This window comes from Paenibacillus sp. FSL L8-0641, assembly GCF_038006265.1.
Lineage (GTDB): Bacteria > Bacillota > Bacilli > Paenibacillales > Paenibacillaceae > Paenibacillus > Paenibacillus polymyxa_D.
In genome coordinates, this window is sequence record NZ_JBBOUW010000001.1 from 2,960,659 (window position 1) to 2,976,738 (window position 16,080).

Consider the following 16,080-nt stretch of genomic DNA (forward strand, 5'->3'; position numbering starts at 1 on the left):
AACTAACTGCCCTTTTGAGATAGCAGATAGGATGAATATACAGATATGGCATTGTGATTTAGGGGATAGCACACGCGGCATGTATTACCGTAAGCTGCGCAGGCGCTTTATAGTAATTCATTCGAAGTTGAGTGAACCTTGGCAGAAATTCATCTGCGCACATGAACTTGTCCATGATCGACTTCATCCAGGTATCAGCCGATTCTTTCTGGACGAACGGTCGTTTTCCAATGCCGGAAAATACGAGAGGCAAGCAAAACAATTTGCTGTCAAGTTACTCACGGCTACGTCCTCACCAGATCCGGGCGAGACTATAGAGCAATTCTTACGCAGATGCTCTATCCCACCTGAACTACATACATTCTTATGATAACTTGCGCTTATACCGCTGCGAGGCGGTTTTATATACACAAAAACAGGAACACACGTTCTTATTAGAGATATAAAGATGGCTAATTACAAGAAGCTGAAAAGTGGATGGAGATATCGGTTAAAATACACCGACCCTTTCACACAGCAGCAACGAGAAAAACTCAGCTAAACCTGAAGCGGAATTAGCGGCAGCTGATTTTCTAAAGAAGCTTAATCAAGGTTATGAACAAACCGATGTTGCTCTGACAGATTATATACGTAATTGGATTGATAACTATAAGAAAGGAGTTGTAAGAAAAAATACTATTAAACAGCACGAGAACAGCCTGAATACACACATTAAGCCTTATTTCAAACAACTAATGCTAAAGGACTTGAAACCGGATATGTACCAAAAGTTTCTAGACTCATGTCTCGAAAAAGGGCCAGAGCAGAAGATCTGTTGAAATTATTAATTCAACGGTATACGGGGCGATGGAACACGCATTGATACAAGGCAAATTAGAGCGCAACCCTTGTAAGGGATCAGTCATCAAAGGAAATAAGAAAAAGAACTCTATTGAGTTCATTGATTCAGGGGACATCCCTAAGTTCCTGCACGCCGCTAGGGGGTACGGATACGTGCACTGGATTTTTTATAAGACGCTTATTGAGACGGGGATGCGAAAAGGAGAAGCCGCAGCATTAAGATGGTCTGACATTAATTTTGATGAGAAGACAATCCATATTGACGAGACTCTCGATTTTCAACCGGATAGTGAAGATGAAATGTTTGGCGATACCAAAATGTTCAGATCAACTCGCACAATTACTATCAGTAGTACACTTGTTAACGATCTTAGGTATCACCAGGAGTGGCAGCAGCAAAACAAAGCCAATCTAGGTGAAGCTATGTACCGGCATGATCTGAATCTGGTCCTTTGCCGCAATGATGGAAGTCCTATGCCCAAGTCAACGCTGTTTAACTCATTCCAGCGTATTTTGAAGCGGGCAGAACTGCATGACGATTTACGCATCCACTCACTCCGCCACACTTATACTGTACTTATGCTTGAAGCTGGTGCAGACATTAAGTTTGTTCAGGAGCAACTGGGTCACGGCAGCGTACAAATTACATCCGATGTGTATGCACACATCTCTAAAAAGTTGGAAAAGCGCAGCATGGATAAATATGAGCAATACACAGCGTCTATTCTCGGTTCAGAGTTGGGGGATAAAAGGGGGACGCCTCAGAAGAATTAACACTCACTTCTAAAACGTCCCCCGAATTAACACTCCAAAATCCCTGTCACTACAGCATCTTGCATTTTAGTAAAGCGTCAGATATTGATCACGTTCCCATTGATGTACTTGGGTGCGATACATATCCCATTCAATTTCCTTAAGCTCATAGAAGTAGGCCAATGCATGGTCACCCAGTGCGTCAGAGATAACTTCGCTACGAATAAGTTCAGACAAAGCTTCTTTCAAGTCTGCAGGCAGACTTGGAATGCCTTCTTCAATCCGCTCTTCCTCAGACATCACGTAAATGTTACGATCAATCGGAGCTGGGAGAGCCAACTGACGTTTGATCCCATCTAAACCAGCTCTCAGCATCACTGCCAAGGCTAAATAAGGATTCGCCGCCGGGTCAGGGTTACGAACTTCGACGCGAGTGCTCAGACCACGAGACGCAGGAATCCGAATCATTGGACTGCGATTGCTTGCAGACCAAGCCACATAACAAGGCGCTTCATAACCAGGTACGAGACGTTTGTAGGAATTTACTGTTGGATTCGTGATCGCTGCCATTGCACGTGCATGTTTCAGAATACCAGCCATATAGTGGCGGGCCGTCTGGCTTAATCCGAGTTCGTCCGTTTCATCATAAAATACGTTTTCATTGTCCTTAAACAACGATTGATTGCAGTGCATACCAGAGCCATTTACACCAAACAAAGGTTTTGGCATAAAGGTAGCATGCAAACCATGCTGACGAGCAATCGTCTTAACAACGAGCTTGAACGTTTGAATCTGGTCCGCAGCTTTAATCGCGTCTGCATATTTAAAGTCAATCTCATGCTGACCAGGTGCAACTTCATGATGGGATGCTTCAATTTCGAAGCCCATCTCTTCAAGCTTAAGTACAATTTCACGACGGCAGTTTTCACCCAGATCCATCGGAGCCAGGTCAAAATACCCGCCTTGGTCATTCAGTTCTGTAGTTGGCTCGCCTTTTTCATCCGTTTTGAACAAGAAGAATTCAGGCTCGGGTCCGACATTCATCGAAGTGTATCCCAGCTCTTCGGCTTCCTTAAGTACACGTTTCAAAATGCCCCGCGGGTCACCTGCAAATGGGACTCCATCCGGCTTGTAAATATCGCAGATCAAACGAGCTACACGATCCGAGGTTACCCAAGGGAATACAACCCAAGTGTCCAAATCCGGATATAAATACATATCAGATTCTTCAATACGCACATAACCTTCTATGGAAGATCCGTCAAACATCATTTTATTATCCAATGCCTTTTCCAGTTGACTAACCGGAATTTCAACGTTTTTAATAGTGCCCAGCAAATCTGTGAATTGCAAACGAATAAAACGAACATTTTCCTCTTTCGCAATCCGAAGGATATCTTCTCTGCTATAACTCACTCTAACCTCTCCCTTTCTGTAACGACTATATACGAATCAGTTGTTCTATAAATTACTTAAATGATGAGACCTGGTTTTAAAGTAAGGCAACCTTATACCAAGAGGTAAGTCAAAGCATTATCTCTTATTGAAGAACCGTGATAATTCACCTTGGATCAGGGATACCTGTCCTGGTCTTTTGCCTGCAACAAGTTGTTGTTTCAGCAAGCGGTGAAGCTGAGTATCAGACATTTCACGGCGTTTAACTTCCGTATCTGCAGTAATAACCGTAGCTTCCTCCGATTCCTTGGTAACCGGATTCATGACTTGTTTAATTCCCGCAATGTTAACACCTTTCTCGATCAACGCCTTAATTTCAAGCAGACGCTCTACGTCATTAAAAGAGAAAAGACGTTGGTTTCCCGATGTACGGGCAGGAACTATCAAGTTATGCTGTTCATAATAACGAATCTGACGCGCTGACAAGTCCGTTAGCTTCATGACAATACCTATTGGAAATAAGGCCATATTTCTGCGAATTTCGTCGCCCATTTGTCATCAACCTTCCAGTGATCTATTATACACCTTATTGTACATTTAGCTGATGCAAAGTGTCAATGACATGTTAGAAAAACTCACAATAATTTACGTTCTTTCATCGTTTGCAGAGCCATAAGTACTCCAAATTTAACATGAGAGTAGGTTAACCCCCCCTGCATGTAACCAATATAAGGCTCACGAATAGGAGCATCTGCGGATAATTCCAAACTTCCCCCTTGTATGAACGTACCTGCAGCCATGATAACTGGATGCTCATAACCCGGCATATCCCACGGCTCCGGCACCACATGACTATCCACGGCAGCCGCACGCTGAATGCCCTGTACAAAAGCAATTAGATGCTCTGGTCCACTAAAAGAAATAGCCTGAATCAAATCCGTACGCTCTTCATGCCAGGCAGGTTTGGTCTCAAATCCCATCTCTTCAAAGACCGCAGCTGCGAATACGCTCCCTTTAACCGCTTGCCCAACCAGTGTTGGAGCAAGGAATAGTCCCTGAAATATGCCTCGTGTAGTACCTAGCATGGCTCCTACTTCTCCACCAATTCCAGGTGCAGTTAATCGGTAGGATGCCAGTTCTACATACTTTTGTTTGCCGCAGATATATCCACCCGTTTCTGCAATGCCACCACCGGGATTTTTAATCAACGAACCTGCCATCACATCGACACCGACTTGAGTAGGTTCCAGCTTCTCGGTAAATTCACCGTAGCAATTGTCAACAAAGACAATGACGTCAGGTTTTATTTCCTTCACACGTGCTGTCATTTCTTCAATATCTGCTACACTAAACGAAGCTCTCCAATCATAACCGCGTGAACGCTGAATACCGATCACTTTGGTGTTGGCTTGGATAGCAGCCTCCACCGCTTCCCAGTCTACTTTACCTTCCGCTGTCAGTGCGGTTTCTCCATAAGTAACGCCAAAATCCTGCAATGATCCTGTTCCGTCGCCGGGCTTACCAATCACTTTGTGCAGGGTATCATAAGGCCTCCCAGTAATGTATAACAGTTCATCCCCTGGACGCAGCACACCAAATAAAGCAGTGGCAATTGTATGAGTACCCGAGGCAAAATGCGGACGCACCAACGCTGCCTCCGCACCGAACACTTCCGCATAGACTTCTTCCAGCACCTCACGTCCCCGGTCATTGTAAGCATATCCCGTCGAACCCGCAAAGTGGAAATCGCTCACTTGCTTCCGCTGGAATGCCTGAATTACCTTCCACTGATTTGAATCTACAATATGATCTATGTGCTGTATACGTTCTTGTATTTTATGTTCTGCCGTTTCCTGAATTTGCTGTATTTCTGGACTAAAAACTACCATTTACTTTTTTGACCCTCTCTCTTACGCAGCCTTAGGCTATTCATGTTATATTATTGTTCACTTTGAACGATGAGCATTATCATTCTATTGACCCAAAAACATCATTAGATGTTAACCTTCTGTGAACTCGCTGAGCGCATGACCATACTTTTCGTACTCGCCTCTTTGAATTTCAACTTCATAAATGACATCATTGCCATCATACTCTGTCAGTAGTACATCTCCAATTCGATAAAGCACCGATGTTAAATCACCACGTTCCGCAGGAATGCGAAATCTCAGCGTATCACCACTCAGATGCTCTTGAATCAGTTCACGAATGCCCAGCAAATCCCCTTCATCAAAAGCGCTGATTTTCAAATAACCCTCCCCGGAAGGAAGCATTTCGAGTTGCTCAGGGGTACAGGCATCTTTTTTGTTAAATAATACGATCTGAGGCTTGTCCGCAGCCCCTAGCTGCTGCAAGATCGTCTCTACAACTTTCATCTGTTCGTCCCGCATATCCGAAGACGCATCCACGACATGCAAAATGAGATGTGCCTCATTCGCCTCCTCCAAAGTAGCCCGGAAGGAAGCAACCAAATCATGAGGAAGATTTTGAATAAAACCGACCGTATCCGTAAGAATAACTTCTTTTCCACTCGGAAGTTCCATTGTTCTGGAGGTAGGATCCAGCGTCGCAAACAGTTGGTTCTCAATATATACATCGGCTGCTGTCAGTTGCTTCAACAGCGTCGATTTGCCCGCATTGGTATAGCCAACAAGTGCAACCTGAACAATACCGCTCTTTTGTCTGCGCTCCCTGTGCAAATACCGGTGACGGGTCACTTCCTCCAGTTGGCGTTTCAGATCACTGATTCGGTCACGGATATGACGACGGTCTGTCTCCAGCTTGCTTTCACCAGGACCACGTGTTCCGATTCCGCCGCCAAGACGCGAGAGGTTTTTGCCATGTCCAGACAAACGGGGGAGTAAATATGACAACTGTGCCAGTTCAACCTGAATAATACCTTCCCGGGTTTTTGCACGTTGAGCAAAAATGTCCAGAATCAACTGCGTCCGGTCAATAATTTTGAGATCCAGACTTTCTTCCAGATTCCGTACTTGGGCCCCCGAGAGCTCCTGATCAAAAATAGCTGTATTCGCTCCCAATTCTTCAGCAACTGCACGTAATTCCTCTACTTTTCCTTTACCAATAAACCATTTTGAGTCCTTGGCTTCCTTATTCTGTGTCAGGACGCTCAGTACCTCAACTCCCGCTGTCTCAGCCAGTTTCACCAACTCATCCAACGAGTATTCCGTATTAATACCAGATCGTTTGACTTCATCCGTAATCAGACTGACCAGAACCGCCTTGTCCTGCATTTCGGTTTGTGTATCATGAGTGGAGTTCGCCATATTGTTTGCTCCTTTATTTTCATGTCAACTCTCGAACAGAGACCGACCTGATGTTCAGGCCGGCCCCCGTTCGATGTCATAGCATTCGATGTGATTCAGATTCCTATTATCGCCTATCTTTTATCCATTTTCAAATCCTCTGGACGCAGCGTCATCAATTCCTGTTTGCCGGGTTGCCCGCTCCTGTACTGATTAAGCAACCTGACAGCTTGGTGCCGAATCGCTTTTTCAATCACATTACGAACATAGCGTGCATTACTAAATGCATGAAGACTGTCATTACGCTCGTTTAGCAAATGCTCCTTCATTTTAATTATGGACTGAGGCATGAGAATATAATCCCGCTCCTTGGCCATCATCTCGGAAATTTGGATGAGCTGATCCACAGTATAATCAGGAAAATCCAACTGAATTGGAAAGCGAGAAGGAAGACCAGGATTCGTTCGTAAAAAAAAGTCCATTTCCCCCGAGTATCCAGCGAGAATCAAAATAAATTGATTTTTTTGATCTTCCATGGACTTTACCAAGGTATCAATCGCTTCTTTTCCAAAATCCTTTTCCCCTCCGCGTGCCAAACTGTAAGCCTCATCAATGAACAACACGCCGCCAAGAGATTTCTTTACAAGATCTCGCGTTTTTTGCGCCGTGTGGCCAATATACTCACCGACCAGATCAGCCCTCTCCACCTCAATCAGATGACCTTTGCTCAGTACCCCCATTTTTTGCAGCATTTTAGCGATAATGCGGGCCACTGTCGTTTTCCCTGTACCTGGATTTCCTTTGAAAATCATGTGATACACGTGTGCATTGCTCAACAGTCCTGCATCCGTGCGCATATGGGCGATTTGCAAAAAGGCATATACCTCAAATACCAGGTCTTTGATGTTATCCAAGCCGACGAGATGATCGAGTTCTTTCTGAATTTCCTGATAAAGACTGAGATACTGCGGTAGCGCCTGTGACTTGGTTGAAGCCACTGCTTCCGTCTCGTCCACAGTCACCGAAGCTATCGGCTCCGGGCTACGCAGCACGACATTAATTTGTCTGGAAGGTCTCTCCTCCGACCGCTTGCCCGCGGCGATTCCCCGTCCGTTCATGCATCCATCACCTCAACATTTCTTCAGGCACAGCTTACCCTATTAATGTATTCGGTCTGGCATGTCCTTATTAGCATAAAAGCAACGGGAACGTGCACAAAGCCTTTTCTTTAATTCAGGCAACCCAAGTTTGAGCGCTGATCCACCACCGTTGCAGCGTCCATTTAGCGTATGCCAATACTTCTCTTGATTGATGAATTGGCATATTCAGCACTTTAGATTCCGTCAGAGCCATCTGAGGATGATCAAACTTTAAGAATTGAGCAATCTCCATCGCCCGAGGGCCATGATAGCTATGTGTGATGATCACGGTAGAGGTCCATCCATATTCCTTCATAATGCGCTGGCTATAGAGCAGATTTTCGTAAGTACTGGTCGCATGGTTTTCCAACACAATATGCTGTACAGGGACCCCTCTATCTACCAAATAGCGTTGCATGCCCTCAGCCTCCGTATACGGAAAATCGGGTTTATCCAGTCCACCACTTACAATTAGATGCTGTACCGTCCCGTTGCGGTATAAGCGCAAGGCTTCTTCCAGCCTTTCCTTCAATCCAGGACTGGGCTCAGCCCCCCACATAGAAGCACCTAATACGATACCAATTTGCACTTGCTGGAGCGGAGTGGTAGAGGCGGCCGTATTCATGTTCCACACTCGGATTCCTGCCCATACCAATCCGATCAAAATGAAAATTATCAAAGAAAGTACAAGACGCTTGGTTACCATAGATATTTTCTTAAGGCGACTCTGCCTGCTTTTCAACTCAGGGCGTTGGGGCCCGATGTCTTTAATCCACTGCAAAACTTTCACCGTTCTCTCTTGAAATCACCGTTGTGAAACCATTCTGCTCGGTGTTTCAGCGACATTTTAAAATAAGGGAACACGTGGGCATCTATCTGATGTAACACATCAGCCGCTGTACGGTTAGCCAATTCTGCCTCTTGCGTTGAGATATGCCCCCGTTGTAATGCCTCCTCCAATTCATCCTCATCCACCAGGAAGATTTCACCGTTTTTAAGCACCACAACATCCAAATACAGATCGTCAAACCAAGGGACTCCTTGATCGGTCACACCCTGATTTCGGCAGGTATCAATATACCATTCAACGATTTGCTCCCGATTGTCAAACATAGCAGTCACCACATAGTGCTCACCTTTTGGATAATATTGCAGCCAGGAATATCCTTTATCGGCTATGCAAAACGTATGACCACCGTAACTCTTCCATAACGGCTCCTTGAGACTCAAAATGGTATACAGGGTCATATATCCTGTAAACGCGTCACTTTCTACATACCGGCAAGCAAACTTGCGATTGGTGATTCTGCGCCAGTTGGCCCGGTCTCCGAATTTGCGCTTCATAAATGATGTTCCTCTCCAACATTGGTAAAACCAGCTTACCATATTTAAACTGTACACTCAAAAATAACCCCTGTATTACAGCAAAAAAGGTATTTTCAGACTGTAAAAACAGTCCGAAAATACCTTTGATTTGAAGCCAATATCATCTTACATAAAACATATTTGCTAATCCCGGTTGTGACGTCCACGATTGGAGTTTGAATGACCGTTGGATTTGCTTTCCTGACTTCCATCCATAATAGCACCTGTGGTAGATGCATCTGTATTTTCTGGATTGGTCATAGTATTTTCATCAGTTATACCTGAATCCGGCGTAGTCGTCTGACCATTCCCCGTATTTGTATCGTTTCCGTTCCCAAAATTGTCGTTACTGTTGCCTGTGCCTCCAGTACCATTTCCATTGTTACCTCCAGGAGACGTTGGAACTTGGTCAGAACCAGTACCGTTATCAGTACCTCCAGGAGTCGTATTCCCCTGGTCTGTGCCGTCCTGACCATCTATATTCTCGCCATTATCCGGTACAGTTCCATCCTGATTAGGATCATTTCCTAGCTGCGGATCTATCGGAGTAGTCTCTGTCGGAATTTCTACACTAATCGTATTCGAAGCTGCGGATTCTTTACCATCCGCTCCATAAGCTACGACATAGTATTGATACGTTTTTCCAGCTACAGGAGACGTATCTTCGCCACTCGTGCCTCTCATCGCCTCCATAATCGTCCTGAAGCTTCCTTCGGAAGACTCTTTACGATAAACACGGTATTGTACATTGTCTCCCTCTGCCGCATTCCAAGACAACGATACAATTTGGGTGTCCTGACTATAAGACCCGCTCAGCCCGCTTGGAGCGGTAGCCTGAACCGGCTCTTCTGGCTTCTGCTCTACTGGTGGTTCATATCCCTTCGGCTCGCTGAATTGCGTAACCGGATGCCCCTTGAGAGCTTCACCCATGACCCTTCCGAAAAAGGCTGCCGACTGCCCACTATAGTTTCTGAGCATATGTTTACTGTCCGGCTTATCATAACCCATCCATACTGCTCCGGTATATTCCGGTGTATAACCGACAAACCAGATGTCCCGGTTACCACTGTTACCGCTAATTCCACTTTGGGTCGTACCCGTTTTACCAGCTACAGGCCAGTCAATACGTGCTTTGCGACCTGTACCGCTATTGACTACATTTTGCATCATTTGTGTCATTTCATAAGCCGTTTTTTCACTCATTACAGATTTAGTTTCCTCTTCATGAGTATAAACAACTTGATCATCACTATTGTTAATTTGCTTAATAGAATAAGCTTTTTGGAATTGTCCTTTATTAGCAAAAGCGCTGTACGCCTGCGCCATTTCAAGGGTATTCGTTCCTTTGCTTAATCCACCCAATGCGATAGCAAGTGAGTGATCGTTTTTGTCCATCGGAATGCCTACGCTCTCGGCAAATTGAACCCCTTTTTCCACACCGATTTGGTTCAGCAACCATACAGGTGGAATATTTTCAGACTTCGTAATCGCGTCGAGCATGCTGATGGTCGACGAGTAACCATGCAAGTTTTTCGGACTGTATCCGTTAAAGCTCTGGCGTTCGTTACTCAAAGGAGTATCCATCGTAAATTTACCGGATTCGAGAGCTGGCGCATAGGCTACAATCGGCTTGAAGGCCGATCCTGGCTGTCTGCGGCTCTGTGTCGCACGATTGAAGGTTCCCTTTTTGTAATCCCGTCCGGGTGCCATCGCGGCAATTCCACCTGTCTGGTTGTTAATAATGACCATCGAAGCTTGAACTGGCTGATCGTCAGGACTTTTTTCGAACATGTCATCATCTGCCATCGCCTGATCCAGCGCATTTTGAGCCTGGGCATCCATTGTGGTATGAATTTTGTAACCGCCAATAATCAGATCATTGCCGCTAACTCCTGGCAGTGCATCCTCTGCCTCATCCATGACGTATTCCATAAAATTTTGATACTTTTGAACTTTTTCTGGTTGTTTGTAATTGTAATTTACAGCCTTGGCCTCTTCCATCTCTTGCTTTCCAATCATCCCCTGCTCAAACATCAGCTGGAGAACCACCGCACGTCGTGCCTTCGAGTTCTCCGGGTTACTGATCGGATTATACTTGGAAGGCCCTTTCGGAATAGCTGCCAATGTAGCAATTTGCCACAATTTTAATTCTTTTAAGTTGGTTTGCCCAAAATAACCTTCCGACGCTGCCTTAATTCCAGAATAGGAGCGTCCAAACCAAATCCGATTTAAGTAGAGAGTAATAATTTCATCTTTAGTCAACCTCCGCTCCAGCGCCATTGCGATGGATACCTCTGTCGCTTTACGGAAAAAGGTTTTGTCACGTGTCAAAAACAAGTTTTTGGCCAGCTGCTGAGTTAGCGTACTGCCGCCCTCCACTGCCGAACGGGCCACGATATCCTTAACGGCTGCCCGACCGATAGACCAAATATCAACTCCTTGATGCTCCATAAAACGCTTATCCTCGGTTGCAATAAAAGCTTTTTTGAGCAAGTCTGGTATTTCTTCACTTTTGACAGGATCACTTTTTTGCACAGACAACTCACCCATGAGCACACCGTTGCGGTCATAAACCTTTGATGTCTCATTCACTGTAATTTTGTCCTTGTTCGCATCGTAAATTTTTTCGCCATTTACCATGACAAATAAATAGCCACCAAGTGCGCAAAATATAGCTACCGCCGCGGTAATAAACAGCGTCCATCCAATTCGCTTACCTGTAATTTTCTTTTTCTTGCCCTTCGGCTTCTCTTTAGATGTGTTTCTATTGCGATTGCCGGATCTGGACAATGAATCGTTTGGCATTCCCCTGACTCCCTTTCGCGAATAATCATATGGTACCTAACATAAGCTTAAAGCTTGCTGTCGGCAGCTTGAAAGTAAACGGAATGAAAAGAACAACCCTGATCAGGTTGCTCCCGGTCACATTCCTATACAGTTAGACGAGACGGACGCCTGAAAAGTTTCATGAACCCGGACGACCGTCAAGCCGTAATCAGTTATCGCTAGCGCTATCCTGCTGCTGTACAAGCGATACATTGCGTTGCGGTGTAAAGGTGGAGATGGCATGCTTGTAAATCAGCTGCTGCTTTCCATCCGAGTCGATCACAATCGTAAAATTGTCAAATGCTTTAATCGTCCCTCGCACCTGAAATCCATTGATGAGGTATACCGTTACAGGTATAGAATCCTTGCGCAATTGATTCAGAAACGTATCTTGGATATTAATGGACTTGTTCATTTTAGCCGTACCCCCAATAATCATTTGGATTGTTTTGAAGTATATTCAAGGTCTGTCCGGAACTTTCCTGCTATAATTTCGTGTATTTGGGCTGCATGAGCAGAAAAATTTCCGAAATCAGTGACATCTACCCACTGGATATCCTTCATATGGCGAAACCACGAGAGCTGTCGCTTCGCAAAATGACGCGTATCCCGTTTTAGCCAAGTCACCGCCTCTTCCAAAGACACCTCTCCCCGCAGGTAGGAGGATATCTCTTTATAGCCTAGACCTTGCATGGAGATGGCATCGCTTCGCACTCCCCGTTCCATTAAGGAGGTTACCTCAGCCACAAGCCCTTGATCGAGCATCCCGTCAATTCGGTCTTCAATACGTTTATATAGCATTTGCCTATCCATTGTCAAACCTACGATGCAGAGTTGGTAGGGAGATTCCTTTTTTTGACTGGCAAGTTGAGAGCTAAGTGTCGTTCCGCTAACATGGTAAATTTCCAGTGCCCGAACGACACGACGACGATCATTAGGATGCAAACGAAGTGCACTTTCGGGATCAACCGCCTGTAGTCGCGCATGAAGCGCGTCAGCTCCAAACTGTTCGGCATAGTCCAGCTGCTCCTGACGAAAAGCTTCGTCAGCCCCTACCTCGGAAAACTGGTATTCATAGCAGACTGATTCTACATATAAACCTGTTCCGCCTACGATAAACGGTAGCTTTCCTCTAGATTGAATATCAGGTATGAGACGACGACAGTCCTCCTGAAATTGGGCTACTGAATATGGGTATTCAGGCTCATGAATATCAATTAAATGGTGCTTGATTCCTTCCATTTCCTGTTCGGAAATTTTGGCAGTTCCAACGTCCATATGACGGTATACCTGCATGGAATCCCCGGAAATAATTTCCGCGTCAAATTGTCGAGCCATCTCAATGCTTAGTTTCGTCTTGCCAACCGCAGTCGGGCCAACAAGAACGAGTAGTTTAGGCTTAGGTGCCACTGTCAATATCGATCACTCCGTACACTGTTTTCGTTGTGCCCCGCTGCTCTACACGGAAGCCGAGGCGGGCAAATTCCCCGCTACCCCGTTTTTCTTTTAATACAATTGTTTTTCGTGCAATCCGTTTCGCATGAACAATACTTTCCTCACTCAACGCGTCTGGATTTGCCAACCCTCTCAATGGACCAATTGCGCTGGAATCGAGCAACGGATCACGAAACATAGGGTCAAAATAAATAATATCTATACTGCGATCCGGCAAACTACGCAAATAGTCCAAATGATAACCAAAACGAACGTCAATGTTGGAAAAGGCTTTATCTACTTCAGCGTTGCCGGAACGGTAATGCCTCATTCCATCCTTGATTAAAGCGTAGACGGGGAAAGAACTCTCCACAGCCGTGACTTGTCCAGAGCTTCCCGTTCCAATTGAAAATAGAAGAGAATCCGTACCAAGTCCTGCAGTGCAATCCAGCACGGTATCACCCGGAACGATCCGGGCAGCCGTCAACATCGGGTCAGGTTCACCCTTTAATACCCGTTTGGCGCGAATGAAGCCCATACTGGGGTGAAAAGCCATCGGTGGTTGTTCTGGGCTAATCAGCCTTACTCCGCCCTGCACCAGAACCAACGCTTGACGGGCTCTGTGAGCCGCAATTAGCTTAGCTACCGATATGCCACGACGAGGGGCATACAGCGCCCCTAACTCGGCTGCAAGCAACTTCGCTCGCTCCACAACCTCAGCCGAGGGGGAATCCCCTGTCGTGACGAGTAATTCGACTTGCTTTTCCCGTAGGCTCGACTGCTCTTCTTCACGGTTTTCCCGATCCTGCAACATATATATACTCCCTTACATTACTCTTTTAAACAGCTTCTCTAAATCATATGTGGAAAAGGAAACCACAATAGGTCGCCCATGAGGGCAAGTATAAGGTTGTTTGCACGCTGCCAAACGCTCTAGCAGCACAATAGCCTGCCGATCAGTCAGCTTCTGGTTTGCTTTAATCGAAGCCCGGCAGGAGCACATGATTGAGGCTGCTTCCCGCAGCTTAGCAAGATCAATGGCTCTTTCCTCCAGCACCCATCCGGCCATTTCCTCAATGACATCCGCTTCTTCCCCTTGGGGAAGCCAGTACGGGTAAGAGCTGACACGGAAGGTTTGACCGCCAAAATGCTCCAGATACACCCCCGCCTGTTCAAACCAGTGCAGCCTTGTTTTCAACTTTTCCGTTTCGGAAGGCGTAAAATCCAGTGTAATTGGCAGTAGCAGCTCCTGCGATACTGACTCGGGATTGCCGAATTTTTCATAATAAAATTCATAATTGACTCGTTCATGTGCGGCATGTTGATCAATTAAATACAAGCCCTGGTCGTTCTGCGCAATCAGATATGTCCCATGGTGCTGACCGATTAAATTCAGTTCAGGAAAAGTAGGCAGCTCTGGAACTTCTCCCGACACCGCTGCCAATTGCTCCGCATCCAGACGTTGCTGGCGCGGCTTCTGATCCGCGAAATGACGGGAATCCGTAGCTTGTCCTGCAATCGGCGGCATAGAAGATGGGTAAGCAGCAGAAGCAGCTGTTTCCTGTATCCCTCTGCTGTATAAGGTAGTTGTGCCTATTGCGGCATTATCTCCTTCGGACGACTGTACGGTCGCCCCATCAGGAAGCGGCACTTCCCCTTTAACTTCACTCCCGTTGTTTTCTTCCACAAAATCTGCATCCAGTTCATCATCATTAATACTTTTACCTGAAAGATTGTTTGCCCGTCCAATGGCTGAGAGACTATCCCTGCTCGGACGTTGCTCACGCTCCTGGCTACCCCTGTTATTCTCTTCGTTCCTGTTCAAGTAATTGGATTGGTGCGATTCCTGGCTCTCCGGCGAAGTTACGGAAGGTGGCAGTGCTCCCCCCCGGTCTTTGCCGGAAGGAGCATCCCCTTCCGCACCATTTCCCTTCGAGAAGTGAAACTGCTCCTGCACAAACGAGCCACTGTCCTTGCCACCGATCTCGCGCTTGACTGCCTTCGGAATCAGCACTTGCTGCCCTAAGACAGCTTTTACCGAATCTTCAACCAGCTGAAACAGTTCAGCTTCTTTACTGAACCTTACCTCCAGCTTGGCAGGATGAACGTTAACATCCACCAGAGAAGGATGCATTTCCAGTTGGATCACAGCCAGCGGAAAACGATTGATCGGCAACAAGGTATGATACGCCTTGAGCAACGCCTGATTAAGCCCGTAGCTTCGTACAAAACGTCCATTCACTACTGTCGAGATCGCATTGCGATTTGATCTCGTCCACTCTGGGCGACTGACATAGCCACTAATTCGGTAATCCAGGCTCTCTCCTTCTAGCAGCAGCATGGATTTCGCCGCAGAAGTTCCGTAAATAGCGGCAATCACCTGCAGCAAATCACCATTGCCCAGCGTTTGCAGCAATGTATTGCCATTATGCCGCAATGTGAAGGCCACTTCCGGGTGCGAAAGCGCCATTCGGTACAATACATCCGAAATGTGTCCCAGCTCGGTCTGGATTGTTTTCATATATTTCAGCCTTGCAGGTGTATTATAAAACAGCTCCCGTACGGTAAAATCCGTCCCTTGCCTACTAGCAGCATCCTCGTGAAGTAACAGCTTACCGCCTTCAATCACTAATTTACGGGCACGCCCGTCATCTCCGGCTGCTGTAAGCAACTCTACTTTCGATACTGCCGCAATACTTGGCAACGCCTCTCCCCGAAAGCCGAGACTTGTGATCTGAAACAGGTCGCGACCATGTCCAATTTTACTTGTCGCGTGCCGATAGAATGCCGTTTCCACGTCTTCAGGCTCAATGCCACTTCCATTATCCGTCACCCGGATACTTTGCAAGCCGCCCTCTTCTACCCATACGTCCACCCGCGTACCGCCTGCATCAATCGCATTTTCCACCAGTTCCTTCACGACGGAGGCTGGACGCTCCACGACCTCACCGGCAGCAATCTGGTTCGCAATATGTTCATCCAGTACCCGAATTTTAGACATCCTTTTAACCTCCTCCTGACTTCAAAGTGCGATGAAAAATAAGAATAATGTCACTTATTTT

Annotated in this window: 13 protein-coding genes and 1 pseudogene; 2 read left to right on the plus strand and 12 right to left on the minus strand. The window is 46.1% G+C overall.

What is annotated here, in order from left to right; translation table 11 throughout:
• The first annotated feature begins 31 nt into the window (after positions 1-31).
• Positions 32-370 carry an ImmA/IrrE family metallo-endopeptidase gene (locus MKY16_RS13155; protein WP_165146782.1) on the plus strand — a complete coding sequence of 113 codons (339 nt, stop codon included), beginning with the start codon at positions 32-34 and terminating at the stop codon, positions 368-370.
• Between the two features lie 78 nt (positions 371-448).
• Positions 449-1,614, plus strand: a pseudogene (locus tag MKY16_RS13160) (tyrosine-type recombinase/integrase).
• Between the two features lie 66 nt (positions 1,615-1,680).
• On the opposite strand, the gene glnA reads toward MKY16_RS13160, so the two are convergent.
• The 12 genes from glnA to mutL form a co-directional block, all read right to left on the minus strand.
• Positions 1,681-3,009: a type I glutamate--ammonia ligase gene (gene glnA / locus MKY16_RS13165; RefSeq protein WP_013310575.1), complete on the minus strand. Its 1,329-nt coding sequence runs from the start codon at positions 3,007-3,009 to the stop codon at positions 1,681-1,683.
• Positions 3,010-3,126: 117 nt separating this feature from the next.
• Positions 3,127-3,540 (minus strand): MerR family transcriptional regulator, encoded by a 414-nt coding sequence (locus MKY16_RS13170; RefSeq protein WP_007430683.1) that lies wholly within the window; start codon positions 3,538-3,540, stop codon positions 3,127-3,129.
• An 83-nt stretch (positions 3,541-3,623) separates the two neighbouring features.
• Positions 3,624-4,877, minus strand: coding sequence for a methionine gamma-lyase family protein (locus MKY16_RS13175; protein ID WP_340955680.1), 1,254 nt, complete (start codon positions 4,875-4,877; stop codon positions 3,624-3,626).
• Between the two features lie 111 nt (positions 4,878-4,988).
• On the minus strand, positions 4,989-6,275 hold the full coding sequence (gene hflX, locus MKY16_RS13180; protein ID WP_029517891.1) for a GTPase HflX: 1,287 nt from the start codon (positions 6,273-6,275) through the stop codon (positions 4,989-4,991).
• 113 nt (positions 6,276-6,388) lie between these two features.
• Positions 6,389-7,372, minus strand: coding sequence for an AAA family ATPase (locus MKY16_RS13185; protein ID WP_025718768.1), 984 nt, complete (start codon positions 7,370-7,372; stop codon positions 6,389-6,391).
• A gap of 115 nt (positions 7,373-7,487) precedes the next feature.
• On the minus strand, positions 7,488-8,183 hold the full coding sequence (locus tag MKY16_RS13190; protein ID WP_029518114.1) for a YdcF family protein: 696 nt from the start codon (positions 8,181-8,183) through the stop codon (positions 7,488-7,490).
• The gene (locus tag MKY16_RS13195; RefSeq protein WP_029518115.1) at positions 8,180-8,737 is read right to left on the minus strand and encodes a DUF402 domain-containing protein; all 558 of its coding nucleotides are present in this window, start codon (positions 8,735-8,737) and stop codon (positions 8,180-8,182) included. Before MKY16_RS13195 ends, MKY16_RS13190 begins: the two co-directional genes overlap by 4 nt.
• Positions 8,738-8,902: 165 nt before the next feature.
• A complete protein-coding gene (locus MKY16_RS13200) occupies positions 8,903-11,563 on the minus strand; it encodes a PBP1A family penicillin-binding protein (protein WP_340955682.1) in 2,661 nt (886 codons plus the stop codon).
• A 190-nt stretch (positions 11,564-11,753) separates the two neighbouring features.
• Positions 11,754-11,999, minus strand: coding sequence for an RNA chaperone Hfq (hfq, locus tag MKY16_RS13205; RefSeq protein WP_029518117.1), 246 nt, complete (start codon positions 11,997-11,999; stop codon positions 11,754-11,756).
• Positions 12,000-12,019: 20 nt separating this feature from the next.
• The gene (gene miaA, locus MKY16_RS13210; RefSeq protein WP_069010611.1) at positions 12,020-13,000 is read right to left on the minus strand and encodes a tRNA (adenosine(37)-N6)-dimethylallyltransferase MiaA; all 981 of its coding nucleotides are present in this window, start codon (positions 12,998-13,000) and stop codon (positions 12,020-12,022) included.
• Positions 12,984-13,832, minus strand: a complete 849-nt coding sequence (locus MKY16_RS13215; protein ID WP_165146791.1) for a class I SAM-dependent methyltransferase — start codon at positions 13,830-13,832, stop codon at positions 12,984-12,986. Before MKY16_RS13215 ends, miaA begins: the two co-directional genes overlap by 17 nt.
• A gap of 12 nt (positions 13,833-13,844) precedes the next feature.
• Positions 13,845-16,019, minus strand: a complete 2,175-nt coding sequence (mutL, locus tag MKY16_RS13220; RefSeq protein WP_340955684.1) for a DNA mismatch repair endonuclease MutL — start codon at positions 16,017-16,019, stop codon at positions 13,845-13,847.
• Between the last annotated feature and the right edge of the window lie 61 nt (positions 16,020-16,080).

What these genes read in the sequence shown, in the direction of transcription:
- MKY16_RS13155 (WP_165146782.1), top strand. Translation starts at nt 32, where the DNA reads ATGAATATACAGATATGGCATTGTGATTTAGGGGATAGCACACGCGGC.
- MKY16_RS13170 (WP_007430683.1), bottom strand. Translation starts at nt 3,540, where the DNA reads ATGGGCGACGAAATTCGCAGAAATATGGCCTTATTTCCAATAGGTATT.
- MKY16_RS13175 (WP_340955680.1), bottom strand. Translation starts at nt 4,877, where the DNA reads ATGGTAGTTTTTAGTCCAGAAATACAGCAAATTCAGGAAACGGCAGAA.
- hflX (WP_029517891.1), bottom strand. Translation starts at nt 6,275, where the DNA reads ATGGCGAACTCCACTCATGATACACAAACCGAAATGCAGGACAAGGCG.
- MKY16_RS13185 (WP_025718768.1), bottom strand. Translation starts at nt 7,372, where the DNA reads ATGAACGGACGGGGAATCGCCGCGGGCAAGCGGTCGGAGGAGAGACCT.
- MKY16_RS13195 (WP_029518115.1), bottom strand. Translation starts at nt 8,737, where the DNA reads ATGAAGCGCAAATTCGGAGACCGGGCCAACTGGCGCAGAATCACCAAT.
- MKY16_RS13200 (WP_340955682.1), bottom strand. Translation starts at nt 11,563, where the DNA reads ATGCCAAACGATTCATTGTCCAGATCCGGCAATCGCAATAGAAACACA.
- hfq (WP_029518117.1), bottom strand. Translation starts at nt 11,999, where the DNA reads ATGAACAAGTCCATTAATATCCAAGATACGTTTCTGAATCAATTGCGC.
- MKY16_RS13215 (WP_165146791.1), bottom strand. Translation starts at nt 13,832, where the DNA reads ATGTTGCAGGATCGGGAAAACCGTGAAGAAGAGCAGTCGAGCCTACGG.
- mutL (WP_340955684.1), bottom strand. Translation starts at nt 16,019, where the DNA reads ATGTCTAAAATTCGGGTACTGGATGAACATATTGCGAACCAGATTGCT.